This window comes from Halogranum amylolyticum, assembly GCF_900110465.1.
GTDB classification, from domain to species: domain Archaea; phylum Halobacteriota; class Halobacteria; order Halobacteriales; family Haloferacaceae; genus Halogranum; species Halogranum amylolyticum.
In genome coordinates, this window is record NZ_FODV01000007.1 from 43,023 (window position 1) to 58,094 (window position 15,072).

Genomic DNA, 15,072 nt, shown 5'->3' on the forward strand with positions numbered 1-15,072 from the left:
AGAGTGGATACCGAGACAACAGCGGTTAGCGATGTATCAGTCCCAGTAACCGGCTTCGAACATCATCGGCGGAGTCGTACGTTTGGTTATCAGTTGGAGCAAGCACTTTTTCGAGGGATTCTGTACCGCCTTGTGTTTCGATCTCGTAGTCGCCGTAGGCCTCGACCAGTTCGTTCGTCGTGGCTGGATAATCATGGGTATCCAGTACCCCATCGAGGTCACCAAGTCGCCCACCAAGGTCGCCGCTCATCGCTCTGTCTTCGTGGGCGCGGTCACGCATCTCCTCTCGCTTTCGCTCCGGCTGTTGTGGCTGCTCGTCGTCTTCGTTCTCGTCTTGGCTTCGTTTGTCGTCTGGCATCCTTCCAGGTAGGCGCCCGATTCGGATAACTGTGTGGACGCTCGTCGTTGTGGCAGCTGGATTACGTCTTGTAGGGAGCGGCGGCTTTGTCGAGGAGAGTCGTGTTCCCGTACGGAATCATTTATCAGGTGCATCGATGTCCCCCTCCGTGTCGCGGCTTGCGTGAATCGTGAACGCAGTCTCCGTCACCTGTGCAGTAACTATTACCCGTACACATCGGAAGTGACATCTATCGACTGTCAAGCGTTGATGAACGACCTCGCAGCAACGTTTATTACCAGAGACGTTGCGCTGGAGCTCTCGGGGTAGCTGGGATACCCTGTTGAAATCGACCCAAGAGAGCAGGACAGGGTGGAAACAGTCCGGTCAAGCGCCGTCGAAGCTATAGTAACGAGTGTAAGTCATCGCTCACCCGACCGCACGACGGAGTGCGATCAGGTGAGTGACCAGTTACACGAGCTGCGATAGTGTTCCGGTCGGCGGCCCCGAATTCGGAGTCGACGACGTCAACGAGAAGGCAGCTGGTGGACGGCGGCCAGCAGGTAACTCCCAAGAGTCCGAACCAGGGCGCTTGAGCGATCTGAGAACGGTTGGTTCAACGCATATGCAGGCGAACAGCCAGTGACCGAGTAAGCCACAAGTGACATTCGACCAGTCGTCTTTCCTCTGTGAACTCGTTGAAAATGATGGCTTTCCTGAGTATCTGCTAATGGTATAACCGGCGTTACGGATCGATGGGTCCCAGCAGCGCAAAGAGGTCATGGTTCGGATCGATGCCCGACGTCGTGTGTGACTCGGTTCCTCCTCACACGACCCTCTTGTGAAAATGTCACACAGTTACTTCCCAACACGGCGTAGTCACTGGGGAACGTGATTCGAGAATGTCACTAGAGATATCCACAATAGGCGACGAAGCACTCGACGAATTGTCTGGGACACTGCGTGGTTCCCTTGTCCGACCAGACGACGAGGGCTACGACGAGGCTCGGACGGTCTGGAACGCGATGATCGACGAACACCCGGCGTTCATCGTTCGATGCGCTGGCGTGGCTGACGTCATCAGCGCCGTGACGTTCGCCAAGGAACACGACCTCACTATCTCGGTGAAAGGCGGCGGACACAACATCGCCGGTAGAGCCGTCAAGGACGACGCGCTCATGATCGACCTCTCGCCGATGAAATCCGTACGGGTCGATCCGGATGCGAAGACGGCTCGCGTCGAACCGGGCGTCGTGCTCAACGAGCTAGACCACGAAACGCAGGCGTTTGGTCTAGCCACGCCCGTGGGGTACAACTCCACGACCGGCATTGCCGGGCTGACGCTCGGCGGTGGATGGGGGTGGCTCTCACGAAAGCATGGGTTGACCGTCGACAATCTCATCTCGGCCGACGTCGTCACCGCAGACGGCGAACTAGTACACGCCAGCGAGGAACAAAACGAGGACCTCTTCTGGGGGATTCGAGGCGGCGGTGGTAACTTCGGGATCGTCACCTCGTTCGAATTCCAGTTACACGAGGTCGGTCCGACCGTGCTGTCCGGACCGATCGTCCATCCGTTCGACGACGCCGAAGCGGTCCTTTCGGGGTATCGTGACTTCGCCGCTGGTGCACCCAACGATGCGACGGTCTGGTGCGTCATCCGGCACGCACCTCCACTGCCGTTCATCCCCGAGGAGTGGCACGGCCGGAAGGTCGTCATCCTGGCGACGTTCTACGCCGGCGATATGGAGGAGGGAGAAGAGGTACTTCAGCCGATCCGTGACGTCGGCGATCCAATCGCCGATGCGGTCGGTCCGCACCCCTACACCGGCTGGCAACAGGCGTTCGACGGGTTGGCCCCGGCCGGAAACCGACACTACTGGAAATCCCACAACTTCGACGAGATGACCGATGGAATGATAGAGACGTTCGTCAAGTACGGGAAAACAATCCCGACTCCGGAGACGGAGATCGCCATTCCACACCTCGGCGGGGCGATGAACGAGAAACCCGTCGACGCGACGGCCTACCCCCACCGCAACTTCGAGTTCACGATGGTTCTCCACACCCAGTGGGAAGACCCCGAACAGGACGAGGAATGCATCGCGTGGGCACGTGACATGCACGAGGCGCTGACGCCCCACTCGACCGGCGGCGTCTACGCCAACTTCGTCCCTGAGGAAGTAGGTGATCAGCAGGCTGCCTACGGCGAGAACTACGACCGCTTGGTCGAAATAAAAAACGAGTGGGACCCGGAGAACCTGTTCCGGCTCAACCACAACGTCGAACCGACGAAATAGGCAAGTGCTCGAATTTCGACTCTACTCATGATCGACAGTACAATCAACTGACAACAGCGCCATGAAAAAGCGGATCTGAGCGGGACTTACCGCTGGGTTTGACGGACGAAGTCGTCGAGTTTTGCCTCGATGAGCGCCGCGACACGCTCGCTGTATTTCCAAAGTGCTGCGTTGAGTCGTTCTTCGGTCTCGTCGTCGAGATCGTCAGCCCCACGAAGGACGGAGTCCTTGGTGATCTGTGGGTGGTACACGCAGACCACACCGAGTGAGGTATCCGAACTCGAGGTCCCCGCTGTGTGGATTCCGTACTGATCGGTTCCCCAGACACCATCGTCTCCCTCTCGCTCAAGTTCGGAGTCGAGCGCATCGAGCAGTCGCACCTCTTCGGGGGAGAGGATGGGATCGTCACCTTCGAACAGTTCAGTGTACGCCTCCATCCGGGCACTTTTCGTCCACTGGTCCAACTGGGAACGCGCCCGTAGTACGAGTTGTCGTTCGTCTGGAAACTCGGCCATGGTCCTTAGAAGGGGTGCAAGACGAATGAGTGTTTGTACAACGTGTGGATGGGTCGGTAGCGGCGGTGTACGCAACACCGGCTTTGTAGCTCCATTCGCGTCTATTTCGTGTGCGTGTCGGTCGACTCGGGAGAAGTGAACGCCTGTCTTCGGTGCGAAGGAAGAACGACAACAGCTCACCTTCTATCGACATGGTGACGACAATCGCCTGTTCTTCTTCGATGACTGAGATATGCCACCAGTCCCGGATGCGGATAGTGTTCTGGTAATCTCGATCATGGGCAGAGCATTCAAGCGGATTCTCCACGTAAATCGAACATGCCGGTGAGAGAGTTATCATAGAAGGTAACGGCGGTCAAGCGGAGTATGCCACAATCCCAGAAACTATCGACATCCTCAGATATGTCGCGGAGAGTTTGAGTCTCTCCTTCAGCCGGTGGGATGAACCATATGTGACCGGACCGAGCCTCTATTTTATTGTCGTCGCTGACATCGATTTCGGTAAATACACCGATCCACTGGGAGACAACACGTGGCCCGTCGAGCAGTGTCGGTCAGTCGCCATCTCAGCCGATGAGTTCATCGACGCAGCCCGCAACGTGGCATTCACCTGTGATGGGGCAGTCGTTGTCGCTGCGGATAGGACGATCCAAGAACAGATGGTTCGCGTTCGGACTCCAAATGCGACTGAGGTGGTCGAAGAGTCACCCATCGTCTATGCGGATTGGATGGGAACCAAACATCTCAGCGCGTTAGAAGTGTCCCTCCGGGAAGAAGTCCTTGCCAGTGTAACTCTGAGCGAAGAGAACGGTCGTGTGACAATCTTTCGTGATGGGGAATATAATGATTGTGAGCGTAAGAAACTCGGAGGGCGCTGGCGGATCGCAGGTTGAGGTTGTATGGCCTCCTCGGTGACGGAGTTCCTGCAAGATCAGTTCTCAAATTCGTCGTCGTATTGTTCGTAGGTGATCGTCAGCGTGCCTGCTGTAGGACGTTTCGCTGCCTCTCAGAGAGTTTTGAACGACTCCAGGAGGTCACTTGTGTCGTCTGAGCCTCTTGGACACTAATGACTCTTCTGGTATCGTATACTCGCTGCAGAGTGCGCCGAGCGGCGTACAAAACGGTTTTTAGTCAGTCTCGAAGGAAGCCACTGGACATCCTCCCCGCCCTAAAGGGCAGGGCTTTCTCCTTGACTCTCCGTAACGCGACAGACTCAGACCAGGGCACGTTCGTCGCACAGATGAGAAATCCTGCGTTGATGTATTCAGCAAGTAGTGCGCTCACCGCATCAGTAATTTGATCGGGTGCTATTCCACCCATGACGACGATGTCGCCGCAGCGGAGCGCTCTGCCCGCCGCTTCGTAGTCTTTTGATGGCGTCAAGACGGCATCGTCACCGGTCGCCGCGACGAGAAATCGGGCGTTTAGCCGAGTAACCCCGATACCGAGTTTCAAGTTCGATTTCGTTCGCCCCGATAGCTCGCTATCGATGAATTCGCGCGAAGGAGACCCGCCCCCGGTGACGACACAGACGCCGTGCTCCTGGGCGAGTGTTGGGATGACGGTTGCGTACTCTCGAAGATGCTCTGAGTCAAGCGTCGGCACGGAGGATGCTCTCGCCGAGTGAGAGTACGATGTGCATGTTACTTTCTAGATTGTAGGACAGCGTCGAAGAATAATTTAGCACTTCTTGAGGACCTACCACGTTATGCACGCGGCCCGCCTACTGTTGTTCATGGCAACGATTGTCTATCAAGGCGACGACGACACCGTTTCGGAAGAGATCGGCGATGAGAAACTGAACTATCAAGAAGACCACTGGCAGATCTATCACGGCGACGATGAGTACACGTACATCCCCAGAGAACGCGTCTATACGGTGAAAATGACGGACCCACACGTCGAAAACGAGTGAGGTGATTCACTCGGCCATGGGGTGTGCTGTGCAACAACCTCGGGGCGCTGGCTCCCGCTCGCTTCGCTCACGGAAACCCCGCTGAACTCCTCGTGCCTGCGGTGCTTGCCGAGTCGAGAGACGTCCATGGCGCTTTGCGCCGTGTGCTCGGGAGACGTCGTCTCCCTGTGACCGAGGCGGTCTCGCCCTTTCTGAATCCTCGTTCACTCGCTTCCCGCCGCCCCACCCAACCTCCCCGTTCCAGGCGGCTCGCGAGCCGCCGGACTTTCCGCTATCGTTTGGAGCTAGGTTTCCTCTCTGTGGCTGGCCCCGAATGTTTCTAATCAGTGATAGGTGACGGTAGGGATGCTGGCTTGGTGGTATTCTGCTGTCCGCCTCTGTCGAGATGAGTGTACGACTGTGCCGTCACCGACGAAGAAACGACGACTCAGCCACGTCGGCACCTCTTGGTGAGTCGTGAAAAGGAGTCACTGGCCGGGATCACGAGTAGTCAACAACCCATGAGCCATGAGCCGGCGGGCAACGACGATGAGACCGTTCCCGAACCCCTCACCGAACACTGCTCGTTCTTCTTCCGTGTCGGGGATAATCGAACTCACGAGAATTGTCGACCGGTCAGTCAGAAGGAGCCGACCGATTGCTGTTTCGTCTTTGGTGGCGTTCTCGCCGCGTAGCCACTCTAAGCCAGAGATGAACGTCGTGGCCTCTGGGACGGCCGTCTGGATTTGGGCTTGCAGAGACTCCGTCAATGCGCCGATCAGAAGGTTGACCTCGCTGTCGACTTCGTTGAGGGTCGCAGCGAGATTCTCGGTCAGAAGTGACTCATCACCAACCACTAACACGATCTCGACAGTCGCTTTCTCGATGAGTTGATTTGTCCGATTTTCGATCGCGTTGTGTCCAGACATTGCCCATACCTCCTGAACGGGGGTTCCGTCGTCTCCGTCGACGATTTCGATCGTGTCTAACGCACTATGGAGTCGCTCCACACGGGCTTCGTACTGATTACGGAGTGTTTCGGCCGCTTCGTCAATCGGGACGGCTCGAAACTGCTGTGGGCTCGAATGCTGGATTTCGACCAGCCCTTGAGCCTCTAGCACGCGAATCGCATCGTAAACCCGTGTTCGTGGAACCTCCGTCATCTCGCTCAGTTGTTTTGCTGTTCCCGTATGGAGACGGGACAAACCAACAAAACATCGTGCCTCGTACTCTTTTAAACCAAGCTGTTGGAGGACTTCGATCGCTTCCTCTAAGTTATCTGTTTCATCCATGTGTCCCAACCTCCCGGAGGTGTCCGGGATTCTCTGGACGGTTCGCTCCCTGCACGGATAGGTATTGTCACTCTTTGCATGACGGTGCTAGCCGATACGGCGTGACACGTCTACGCTGATACTCTGAAACGGATCTCCCTACGAGCACCTCCACATTGTTGTTACTTTTTGAGTGACGATCATCGGGTTAGGCTATCTACTGCAGAGAGATGTAGAGAGGCGACAGAATACAGTCACCCGTTTAATCACAAAAGAAATATACCGAGTGAAGGACTATCGCTATACTGGCACGCAGTTCAGTTCTGTGTCCCAACCACGTGACTGCTGTGTGCCTTCCGGCCACTTCCTGTGGCCGGTAACCTACTGATCCAGATCCACCAAACCGATGAACAGCAATCCTATTGAGGATCCTGAGTCCGTCGCAATCGAGCAGCTCAAACGGTTCGGGTTAAGTGCCTACGCTGCACGGACGTTCGTTGCGCTCTCTAGTCTCGGTACAGGAACAGCCAGAGACGTAAGTCAAGTGGCGGAAGTACCACGGACACGAGTGTACGACGCAATCGATGAATTACACGACCAGGGCCTCGTCAATATCCTCCAATCGTCGCCCCAGCGGTTCTGGTCGATCTCTGCCGAAACTGCGAGTCGATCATTCGAACACGAGTTCGCCCACCGCATAGAACTGCTGCAGACAGCACTGAGCGAACTAGAGCCCGTAGAGCGGAAAACTGAACAACGAGGTGTCTGGACAGTCGATGGCGAGCTAGCAATCACGGAACGAGTGCTCGAGTGCTTCGACAACGCGAAGGACGAAATTGTCTACATGACGGTCGAGAGCCTCCTCACTGACGAGTTGATCGCCGGATTGAGTGATGCCGCCGACAGAGGCGTTTCGATCAAGCTTGGGGGGATTTCCCCGGATGTACAAGAGCGCATTCAGAACGACATTCCGGGTGCGGTGATGTTCGAGTCACTGTGGGTTTGGTCAGATACATCGGCAGGGCGGCTTATGATGACCGATGGCGACAAGACGCTTGTGAGTGTTCGAGTGAACGGCGAGGACGCCACCCAAGCTACTTCGCGGTCGGAGACCGCCATTTGGGGGGAAGGTGAGACGAATAGTCTGGCTGTGGTTCTCAAGGCAATTTTTACTTGGCGACTCGAGACAGCCGATTGGGACTAGTCAACCGCAACCGACTGATGACTCACAGGTCTGTTCGCCTTACTCCACAATCCCGGTAACGAGAGCGCTCTGTTCCTGAAAGAACGAAGTGTGACCCTTCAGATGCAACCGTGTCTCTTGTGTCGTCAAGCGAAGTCAGACCGCGAGCCGATTACTGTTCAAACTGCTGTTCACACTCGAAGATCTTTGACAAGATCTTTCGCTGAGCGAGACGGAGATGATAGTGAAACGTTGGTGACGAGATATTCAGCGTTGTGGCGACTTCCTCTGCAGTGCTCTCGCGTGGCCACTCGAAGTAGCCTGCGTGAAAGGCAGTCAGCACTGCCGTCCGTTGGCGGTCTGTGAGATCCTCCTCGAACTCGTTGTGACACGACGCTGTATTCGTCTGATCTCGGTGCACTGTCCGTTGAGCGCCGAGTTTGAGGTCAGGGACGTCAGACTGGAGCGCCTCGAAGAGCTGTCGGACGTCGACAGTCAACGGAAGTGCTACCGTGATGTGGAGGTCAGGAACGTCGAAGTGAACGGTCTTGATTCGTCCTCCGTACGAAGTAAGCGTCGACGTCATCGGGAAGTCGTCGTAGGTAACCTCGAAACGGGTGTTGTCCCCATCGTTATCGATCTGCCGAACCGTCTCTACCCCGTTCATCTCGGTCATCGCCTCCCGAAAACTCTCTGGGGAGAGTCCAGTGACAGCGAGATACTGGACGACTCTACTGGTGCCGACCGGGATCATTCCCTCAACGGTGATCGCGTAGTCGCTACTCCCATGATTGTCAGACAGTCCAAGCAAGTTGATCATATCGGGGAGCCAAATATCTAATCCGATAAAATTGTCGCCAACAAACGCCTGCTTCCATCGAGTGGCGTTGATTGCGTGCCCAACTGTCCGGCCAAGCCCTTTTAGAGCCGTCCGCTCGTGGTCCTCGAAGACGTTCTCACGGGTCGAACACGTCGTGAGAACTCCATATCGGACTCCCTCGAACGTGAGCGGGATCGCGATTACCCAGCGGTATTCCTGCCCGCGAGTGAATCCCGGAAGCGCTTCTAGTTGGTCGGAACCCGGATCGACGTGTACGGCACGGATCTCTCCGCTCGAAGCAGCAGCGATGGTTGCCCTACCGAGTACACCGACTTCGGCGTCGGCATCGAACGACATCTCGTCGATCAACTCCCCCGAACCGCCCGCGGCCGCTCGAGGGTGGATTTCGTCGTTCGCGAGGCTGACGTTGCAGACCCACGCCACCGCATACCAGTCTGATTCGACCAGTGACTCACAGACGACTTGATCGATCTCTTCCGTGGTGGGTTTCTGGATAACGGCTTGCTGAATCTCCTGGTAGGTGTCGAAGAGGCGGACGAGGGCTGCCATTCTGCGGTGTCGCTCATCGATTGTCCATTCCAGTTGCGTTTGATCCAACTGTTCAGTTTGCCGTAGGTACCGTTCAGCAGAGGGTGCAGGCACTGCATCCAAGTCGATCTTCGCGAGTTGTTCAGACCGCCCACCACGAGCCACTCTATCGATGTCGGTTGAGAGGCGTCGGTCAAGAACGAATGAGTGGAGCTCGTTGAGATCGGTGTGAGACACAGTGCTCTCATAACCATTCAGGCCTCATCAATAGACAGCTATTTCACGGCTCTCGGATTTTTCATTAACCGAGTCACACGGAGGTGAGGAGAAGTCTCCCGCTTGAATTATGGGGGTTCTGGTGTGCGAACGAAACGCGAAGCGTCTCGTCGACGTCACCGGAACGCTTGGCACACGAGAACACAGTTCTCGTGTACGTCGCCGTTCGCTCCCGCCGCAACATTCACAGTTCGCCGTTTCCGACGTCTCTCTGAGCCGTTCTACATGAATCAAAGCACTAGATCTGTGAACTGCTCGCTTCTCAAGCTGGCTTAACTAGACAATTCCCTTTAGATACGTGTGATATCAAACTCGTCAAAACTATCAAAATTGCCAAATCTCCCAAAACTAGCAAAACTGTCAAAACTGTCCAAATAGGAGTACAACAGCTCGACTCCGTCGGCTTTCACCTCCGTTACAGCAGACTAGAGAAGGTTATAGTCTCAAGTCGCAAGATAGCAGGCGCCCTGTCAGATCTACGCGTTGCTGGCGATGCCGAACAGGACCGACACCAGCACCACGACAGAGATTCAGGACAGTCAGTTCTCTGACCCTGTCGGTGCCCGTCGCCGAGTGTGGAGTACGTGAGAACGGGGGTCGTGAGATCCGCGATGGCCGTCGTGCCAGGAGAGCACACCGAGAATCGGTCTCACGAGTTCAGAGTTTTCTCCTCGAACTGCTGTCGGAACCAACGCCGGTCGCTGGGAGGACAGCGACGTAGCCGAGAGCGACCGAGTTGTTTATTGGCGAGCACCGACTTCGATGGTAAGGGTCATGGATAACTTACGAACGGGGTTGAGCTACGGTGATGTCTTGTTGGTCCCACAGCGCTCACCAGTCGCCAGTCGAACCGACGTCGACCTGTCGACGAGACTGACGTCGAACGTCGAGTTAGAAACACCGTTGGTCTCCGCAGCGATGGATACCGTCACCGAAGCAGCGCTGGCAACCGAGCTCAGTCGCGCCGGTGGGTTCGGCGTGCTGCATCGGTTTCTCACACCTGACGAACAGGCCCGACAGGTAGAGGCCGTCACGGCTGCGGGCGAACAGGTCGGAGCGGCGGTCGGGATCAACGAGGACTACGTCGCCCGCAGTACCGCGTTGGTTTCGGCGGGCGTCGACGCGCTCGTTGTCGACGTCGCTCACGGACATCTCGAACGCGCACTCGAAGCCGTCGACACGCTCGCGTCCGAGCTCCCGGACGTCGACCTGATCGCCGGCAACGTGGCAACGCCAGCCGGGGTCGCTGATCTCGCCGCTGCTGGTGCCGACTGTGTAAAGGTCGGTATCGGGCCCGGCTCACACTGTACCACTCGCAAAGTCGCTGGTGCCGGCGTCCCCCAGTTGACCGCCGTCGACGACTGTGCGACAGCGGCTGCTGAACAGGGCGTGACGATCTGTGCAGACGGCGGGATTCGCACCTCCGGCGACGCGGTGAAAGCACTCATGGCGGGCGCCGATACCGTGATGCTCGGGAGTCTCTTTGCCGGCACAGCGGAAGCCCCAGGAGCGCTCATCGAGATCGACGGGAAACAGTACAAACGGTCACGAGGGATGGCGACGACCGCTGCAGCAGAGGACCGCGACGACAAGCCCGAGGACGTCAGCGCCGACGAGGGGGTCGAGGCGTTGACCCCCTACAAGGGCCCTGTGTCGACTGTCGCAGCGGAGTTCACTGCTGGTATTCGCTCCGGACTGTCGTACTGTGGCGGCCACACTATCCAAGCGGCTCGTGAGAACGCGGAGTTCATCCGCGTCGCCCACAGTGCTCAAGAGCGAGAAGGCTTCCACACGGACCACGATTGGGAGGGCATCAGCGTAGACAGTACCCAGACACAGATTCGGGAGGCCGAACTCGAGTCGTACGCCGACAGCACTGATTGATAGCGATTATGCAGTCCGTGGCCGACAGGAGACCTGCGGCAGCCGTCACCTCAGCTTCGTTCCGCCGTCGCGGCGTCGATCGCGGCTTCCAGATCTGCGATGATCTGTGCGGGGTCTTCGATCCCGACAGAGAGACGGACGAGATCGTCTGTGACGCCGGAGGCTTCCTTTTCGGCTTCGGTCAGCTGTTGGTGTGTGGTGCTGGCGGGGTGGATTATGAGCGTTTTTGCGTCGCCGACGTTGGCGAGCATACTCGCCAGCTCTGTCGATTCGACCGTCTTTTGAGCGGCTTCGTAGCCGCCTTCGACGCCGAAGGTGATCATGCCGCCGTAGCCGCCTTCGAGGTACTGACTCGCGTTGTCGTGTGTTGGGTGCGACGAGAGACCGGGGTAGGTGACCCACGACACCTCCGTGTGGTCTTCGAGGAATTCGGCGACTGCCATCGCGTTCTCGCAGTGGCGTTCCATCCGGAGTGGCAGTGTCTCGAGGCCTTGGATGGTCTGCCAGGCGTCGAACGGCGACTGTTGGTTGCCGAGGTCACGAAGGCCACGAGCGATTGCGGCGTAGGTAAACGCCGCCTCGCCAAACATGTCTGCGAAGTTCACGCCGTGGTACGCCGGATTGTCCTGCGCGAGCTCGGGATACTTGTCGGCGTGGTCCTCCCACGGGAAGGAGCCACCGTCGACGACAACCCCGCCGATGGTCGTGCCGGACCCGTGGAGCCACTTGGTAGTCGAGTTCCAGACGAGGTCGGCACCGTGTTCGAGCGGGCGACATAAGGCGGGAGTGGCAAACGTGTTGTCGACGAGTAGAGGTACGCCGTGCTCGTGGGCGATATCTGCGATCCGCTCGATGTCCGGGGTGTCGAGTGCGGGGTTGCCGATCGTCTCGAGGTGGACGTATGCAGTCTCGTCGTCGATAGCGTCCGCGTACGCGTCGTAGTCTAACGTATCTACGAACCGCGTCGTGACGCCACGACGCTCGACTGAGTGAGTCAGGTACGTGTACGTTCCCCCGTACAGAGAGGACGCGCTGACGATGTTGTCGCCGGCCGCCGCGAGAAGGAACGTCGTGAGATCGAGCGCAGCCATGCCAGACGCCGTTACGGCAGCCCCGACGCCTCCCTCCAGCGTCGCTAACCGCTCTTGGAGCGTTTCGAGGGTCGGATTCATCAGCCGGGAGTAGATGTACCCCGGTTCCTCGAGTGCGAACTGTGCGGCTGCGTCTGCAGAGTCCTCAAAGACGTACGACGTCGTCTGATAGAGAGGTGGTGCTCGGGCCCCAGTTGCGGGATCGGGTTCTTGCCCAGCGTGAAGAGAGTCTGTCGCGATCGACCGATCGGGGGTATCGTCGCGCATAGTGACTCGATTACACGCTAATATATGACGATACGGATGTCCGGTGGATCTTGCCGTTAGCGAGGTCAGAGGTAGCAGCACTTCTACGCTGAACAGGCGTCGTGCCACGGCCTTCGGGCCGGAGTCACTTCGAGAGACTCGATCGATTATATCTCTCAGTCCGACTTGGGTCGGGAGATCGGTCCCCCTCCTAGCCGTCATATATTACTGTACGAAGCACAAACAACCCAGTTGCATTCCTTCCTCCCCGTGACCAGAGACCCGGGGTGGGGTGGAGTGCAAGGCATTCCGGCCGTTTCAAACGCTCTCTGACCCAGAGCGTTTTCCCCGGGAGATAGTACTTGCTCAGTTTTAGATATAGCTCTATCCCATGAATATACCACCACCGTCTCGGAGACTCTCTCGACTTCTCGTTCGCGTCCCCGAGTTCAGTACAGAACCGAGAACCGGCACGACGGACCTCTCAAGCAGTCCGTTGCGGAATCAGTACTTAGCTGGGGGGAGAGTGGTGTTGCTCGAGACAGGAGACTGTTCGCGGTCACGAAGTGTCGTCACACACTCTCCGACCGAATAGAACGACTCTCCCTGGTGACACGGGTAGACGGCCTCAAGCGACTCGTCCTCGAAGACGAGAAGCGACAGTTGAGGGAGTCTGACGACAGTACGTTCGTCTTCGAGAATGGACGAACGAATGGTTTTCTCTCTGAAGACCCTCTCTATCGACACTCCCCGGTCGGCTGCCCACTCCTGGATCTGGGAGACTAACGAGACGACCGACTCACCGTTCGGTCCGTGGTCAGGAGGCATCTGCATGCAGACCTCCGACCCACAGACTCGGACGACAAACTCGTCGATCACTCCGTCTTCCTCGAGCTCGGCGAGCGTCTCGATGAGTGCCTGCTGTTTGTCTCGAGCACCGGTCCCGGACTGCGATCGGACGAGGAGCTCTAACGTCAACTCATGAGTTGCAGTGACTGTGTCCATGCATTCCCCCTACTGTCGTACCCCGTGTACAGCACGAGTACAACACCGGGTGATAAATCCATTTTCTAGAATTCTAAATATATAGAAATAAGATATTTTGGCGGCGGCTGTCGAACACTCTTACTCGCCCGAAGATCCCTCTTCGATAGAGCACGTTGTCGACGGCTGCGCCAGACGTCAGTCACAAGGATACGTCTCCGACGAGGGCTCGGATGGGGGATCTGCGAGATCCAGTCGTAGGAGTGCCGACTCGCGAGACGTCGACTTCTTCGAGAGGATGGCTTCGACACCGTCAGTGAGGTCGACGGATCATCGATTTTGACGATCGGCCCCGAGAGAAACGCCCGTCGAGGGAGACTCAACAGCAACGAGCAGAAGCGATCTCGAGTCGGATCGAAGCGACCCCGATTCGAAGGGAGACCCCAGACAGTCGCTGTGAACTCCCGCGGATATCGTCGTCTTCGCTAGGTTAGTTCACCGGACTACTAGAACGGGCAAAACTATCTTCAGTCACGAGTTCGTTCTCGACAGGGCCCTCAGCGCGACATCCCCCATGCAGCAGAGTTCTCGACGAACCTAACTACGTCAAAGCCGGAGGTGGGGGTGTCTGAGCTGCCGTATCAGATCAGACTTGGGACGTGGAGGACATCTCCGTGGCGGGACGCGTCCGCGTCGCAGATCTGTTTCTCGTTCATACTCTCGAAGTCGACGAGTTTGTCGTCGAAGGGATCGACACCACGTACTTCGTGACGAATCGCGCCGGCAGCAGCGACGATCGGCGCCGAAAACGACGTCCCACCGATCGACGTACCCGCGTCAGTGCTGAACCGATAGCACGCATAGACGTTCGGCTGGAACTCGTCTGTGCCGGCAGCCTGGTAGCACCACGGACAGAACACGGTGTTCGACGATTCGTCAGCGTACGTGATTTGCCCGTAGTTCGAGTTAGCGTGTCGGTGGTAGCCACCGGTGCACTGTCGTGCGTATCCCCCGACAGTGAGACTGAAGTGGGACGTTGCGGGATGACAGACCTGTGTCTCACGTGCGTCGTTCCCTGCGGCGACGACAGCGAGGTAGCCGGCAGTCGTGTATGCACAGAGCTCTTCACAGACAGTGCCTGGACAGCGACGTTCGTGTTCTGCTGTCTCGACCGAGATGTTCAGGACTGCAATATCGTTCACCAACGCGTACTCGATGGCCTTCCGCATCACGCTCCCCTTCACTAACCCGTAGTCGGGTTCGTACACCTGCAGTGGGACAAACAGGTTCGAATGATGGCTACCATCGGCGAGCATGTTTGCGATCGTATCGGTGACAGTCGTCCCGTGAGTTGTCCCTGTCGTCCAGTCGTCACCGATGAAGTCTGTGGCTTTGTCGCTGTCGATCCCGATCGACTCTGCCCACGGCGTCCTCCAGTCCGTCTCGCCCGTATAGCCCCCACCGACGATGCCGATCTGTGTACGTGGCGTCAAGTCACAGACGACCGAGTCGAAGTCCATATGTCGGGAAGATCTGAGATCGGCAGGGGTGGGGCGAGACTTCGGTTGCGGCGAACTCCCGGCGCTCTCGTTCACTGCCGGTCTGATCTCGGGATCGTGTCCGATTTCGAGGACGAAGTCGAGTGAGGCGATTTTCGCGACATCCGAGACGCTGACGCTACTCAGCCCGACTTTCGTCGAGCTCACCGTTGGAACGTGGATG

13 protein-coding genes are annotated in these 15,072 nt (G+C 57.5%); 5 read left to right on the forward strand and 8 right to left on the reverse strand.

Features of this window, described 5'->3' with window-relative positions; genetic code table 11:
* Positions 1-25: 25 nt before the first annotated feature.
* Positions 26-358, reverse strand: a complete 333-nt coding sequence (locus BSG17_RS14035) for a DUF5789 family protein (protein ID WP_089825147.1) — start codon at positions 356-358, stop codon at positions 26-28.
* An 881-nt stretch (positions 359-1,239) separates the two neighbouring features.
* Here BSG17_RS14035 and BSG17_RS14040 point away from each other — a divergent pair.
* Positions 1,240-2,637 carry an FAD-binding oxidoreductase gene (locus tag BSG17_RS14040; protein WP_089825149.1) on the forward strand — a complete coding sequence of 466 codons (1,398 nt, stop codon included), beginning with the start codon at positions 1,240-1,242 and terminating at the stop codon, positions 2,635-2,637.
* 86 nt (positions 2,638-2,723) lie between these two features.
* Here the strand turns inward: BSG17_RS14040 and BSG17_RS14045 are convergent, their stop codons facing one another.
* Positions 2,724-3,152 (reverse strand): DUF7539 family protein, encoded by a 429-nt coding sequence (locus BSG17_RS14045; RefSeq protein WP_089825151.1) that lies wholly within the window; start codon positions 3,150-3,152, stop codon positions 2,724-2,726.
* A gap of 452 nt (positions 3,153-3,604) precedes the next feature.
* Between BSG17_RS14045 and BSG17_RS14050 the strand changes: the two genes are divergently transcribed.
* Positions 3,605-4,045, forward strand: coding sequence for a diadenylate cyclase (locus tag BSG17_RS14050; RefSeq protein WP_394327971.1), 441 nt, complete (start codon positions 3,605-3,607; stop codon positions 4,043-4,045).
* A 238-nt stretch (positions 4,046-4,283) separates the two neighbouring features.
* Here BSG17_RS14050 and BSG17_RS14060 read toward each other — a convergent pair whose 3' ends face one another.
* Positions 4,284-4,757 (reverse strand): amino acid kinase family protein, encoded by a 474-nt coding sequence (locus tag BSG17_RS14060; RefSeq protein ID WP_089825156.1) that lies wholly within the window; start codon positions 4,755-4,757, stop codon positions 4,284-4,286.
* A gap of 130 nt (positions 4,758-4,887) precedes the next feature.
* On the opposite strand from BSG17_RS14060, the gene BSG17_RS14065 reads away from it, so the two are divergent.
* Positions 4,888-5,067, forward strand: coding sequence for a hypothetical protein (locus tag BSG17_RS14065; RefSeq protein ID WP_139246612.1), 180 nt, complete (start codon positions 4,888-4,890; stop codon positions 5,065-5,067).
* 467 nt (positions 5,068-5,534) lie between these two features.
* Here the strand turns inward: BSG17_RS14065 and BSG17_RS14070 are convergent, their stop codons facing one another.
* Entirely contained in the window at positions 5,535-6,338 is an 804-nt protein-coding gene (locus tag BSG17_RS14070) for a TrmB family transcriptional regulator (RefSeq protein ID WP_089825160.1), read from the reverse strand.
* 385 nt (positions 6,339-6,723) lie between these two features.
* Between BSG17_RS14070 and BSG17_RS14075 the strand changes: the two genes are divergently transcribed.
* Positions 6,724-7,521, forward strand: coding sequence for a TrmB family transcriptional regulator (locus BSG17_RS14075; RefSeq protein WP_089825162.1), 798 nt, complete (start codon positions 6,724-6,726; stop codon positions 7,519-7,521).
* 151 nt (positions 7,522-7,672) lie between these two features.
* Here BSG17_RS14075 and BSG17_RS14080 read toward each other — a convergent pair whose 3' ends face one another.
* Positions 7,673-8,890, reverse strand: a complete 1,218-nt coding sequence (locus BSG17_RS14080) for a bacterio-opsin activator domain-containing protein (protein ID WP_089825164.1) — start codon at positions 8,888-8,890, stop codon at positions 7,673-7,675.
* Between the two features lie 1,029 nt (positions 8,891-9,919).
* On the opposite strand from BSG17_RS14080, the gene BSG17_RS14085 reads away from it, so the two are divergent.
* Positions 9,920-11,029, forward strand: coding sequence for a guanosine monophosphate reductase (locus BSG17_RS14085; protein WP_089825166.1), 1,110 nt, complete (start codon positions 9,920-9,922; stop codon positions 11,027-11,029).
* Between the two features lie 50 nt (positions 11,030-11,079).
* Here BSG17_RS14085 and BSG17_RS14090 read toward each other — a convergent pair whose 3' ends face one another.
* The 3 genes from BSG17_RS14090 to BSG17_RS14100 all read right to left on the reverse strand — a co-directional run bounded on the left by BSG17_RS14090 (position 11,080) and on the right by BSG17_RS14100 (position 14,870).
* A complete protein-coding gene (locus BSG17_RS14090) occupies positions 11,080-12,387 on the reverse strand; it encodes an O-acetylhomoserine aminocarboxypropyltransferase/cysteine synthase family protein (RefSeq protein ID WP_089825168.1) in 1,308 nt (435 codons plus the stop codon).
* A 483-nt stretch (positions 12,388-12,870) separates the two neighbouring features.
* A complete protein-coding gene (locus tag BSG17_RS14095; RefSeq protein WP_089825170.1) occupies positions 12,871-13,371 on the reverse strand; it encodes an HTH domain-containing protein in 501 nt (166 codons plus the stop codon).
* A gap of 620 nt (positions 13,372-13,991) precedes the next feature.
* On the reverse strand, positions 13,992-14,870 hold the full coding sequence (locus tag BSG17_RS14100; RefSeq protein WP_139246613.1) for a S8 family serine peptidase: 879 nt from the start codon (positions 14,868-14,870) through the stop codon (positions 13,992-13,994).
* Positions 14,871-15,072 lie beyond the last annotated feature (202 nt).

Excerpts from the sequence above, each read along its gene's own strand:
- BSG17_RS14035 (WP_089825147.1), bottom strand. The coding sequence starts at position 358 with ATGCCAGACGACAAACGAAGCCAAGACGAGAACGAAGACGACGAGCAG.
- BSG17_RS14040 (WP_089825149.1), top strand. The coding sequence starts at position 1,240 with ATGTCACTAGAGATATCCACAATAGGCGACGAAGCACTCGACGAATTG.
- BSG17_RS14045 (WP_089825151.1), bottom strand. The coding sequence starts at position 3,152 with ATGGCCGAGTTTCCAGACGAACGACAACTCGTACTACGGGCGCGTTCC.
- BSG17_RS14065 (WP_139246612.1), top strand. The coding sequence starts at position 4,888 with ATGGCAACGATTGTCTATCAAGGCGACGACGACACCGTTTCGGAAGAG.
- BSG17_RS14070 (WP_089825160.1), bottom strand. The coding sequence starts at position 6,338 with ATGGATGAAACAGATAACTTAGAGGAAGCGATCGAAGTCCTCCAACAG.
- BSG17_RS14075 (WP_089825162.1), top strand. The coding sequence starts at position 6,724 with ATGAACAGCAATCCTATTGAGGATCCTGAGTCCGTCGCAATCGAGCAG.
- BSG17_RS14080 (WP_089825164.1), bottom strand. The coding sequence starts at position 8,890 with ATGGCAGCCCTCGTCCGCCTCTTCGACACCTACCAGGAGATTCAGCAA.
- BSG17_RS14085 (WP_089825166.1), top strand. The coding sequence starts at position 9,920 with ATGGATAACTTACGAACGGGGTTGAGCTACGGTGATGTCTTGTTGGTC.
- BSG17_RS14090 (WP_089825168.1), bottom strand. The coding sequence starts at position 12,387 with ATGCGCGACGATACCCCCGATCGGTCGATCGCGACAGACTCTCTTCAC.
- BSG17_RS14095 (WP_089825170.1), bottom strand. The coding sequence starts at position 13,371 with ATGGACACAGTCACTGCAACTCATGAGTTGACGTTAGAGCTCCTCGTC.
- BSG17_RS14100 (WP_139246613.1), bottom strand. The coding sequence starts at position 14,870 with ATGGACTTCGACTCGGTCGTCTGTGACTTGACGCCACGTACACAGATC.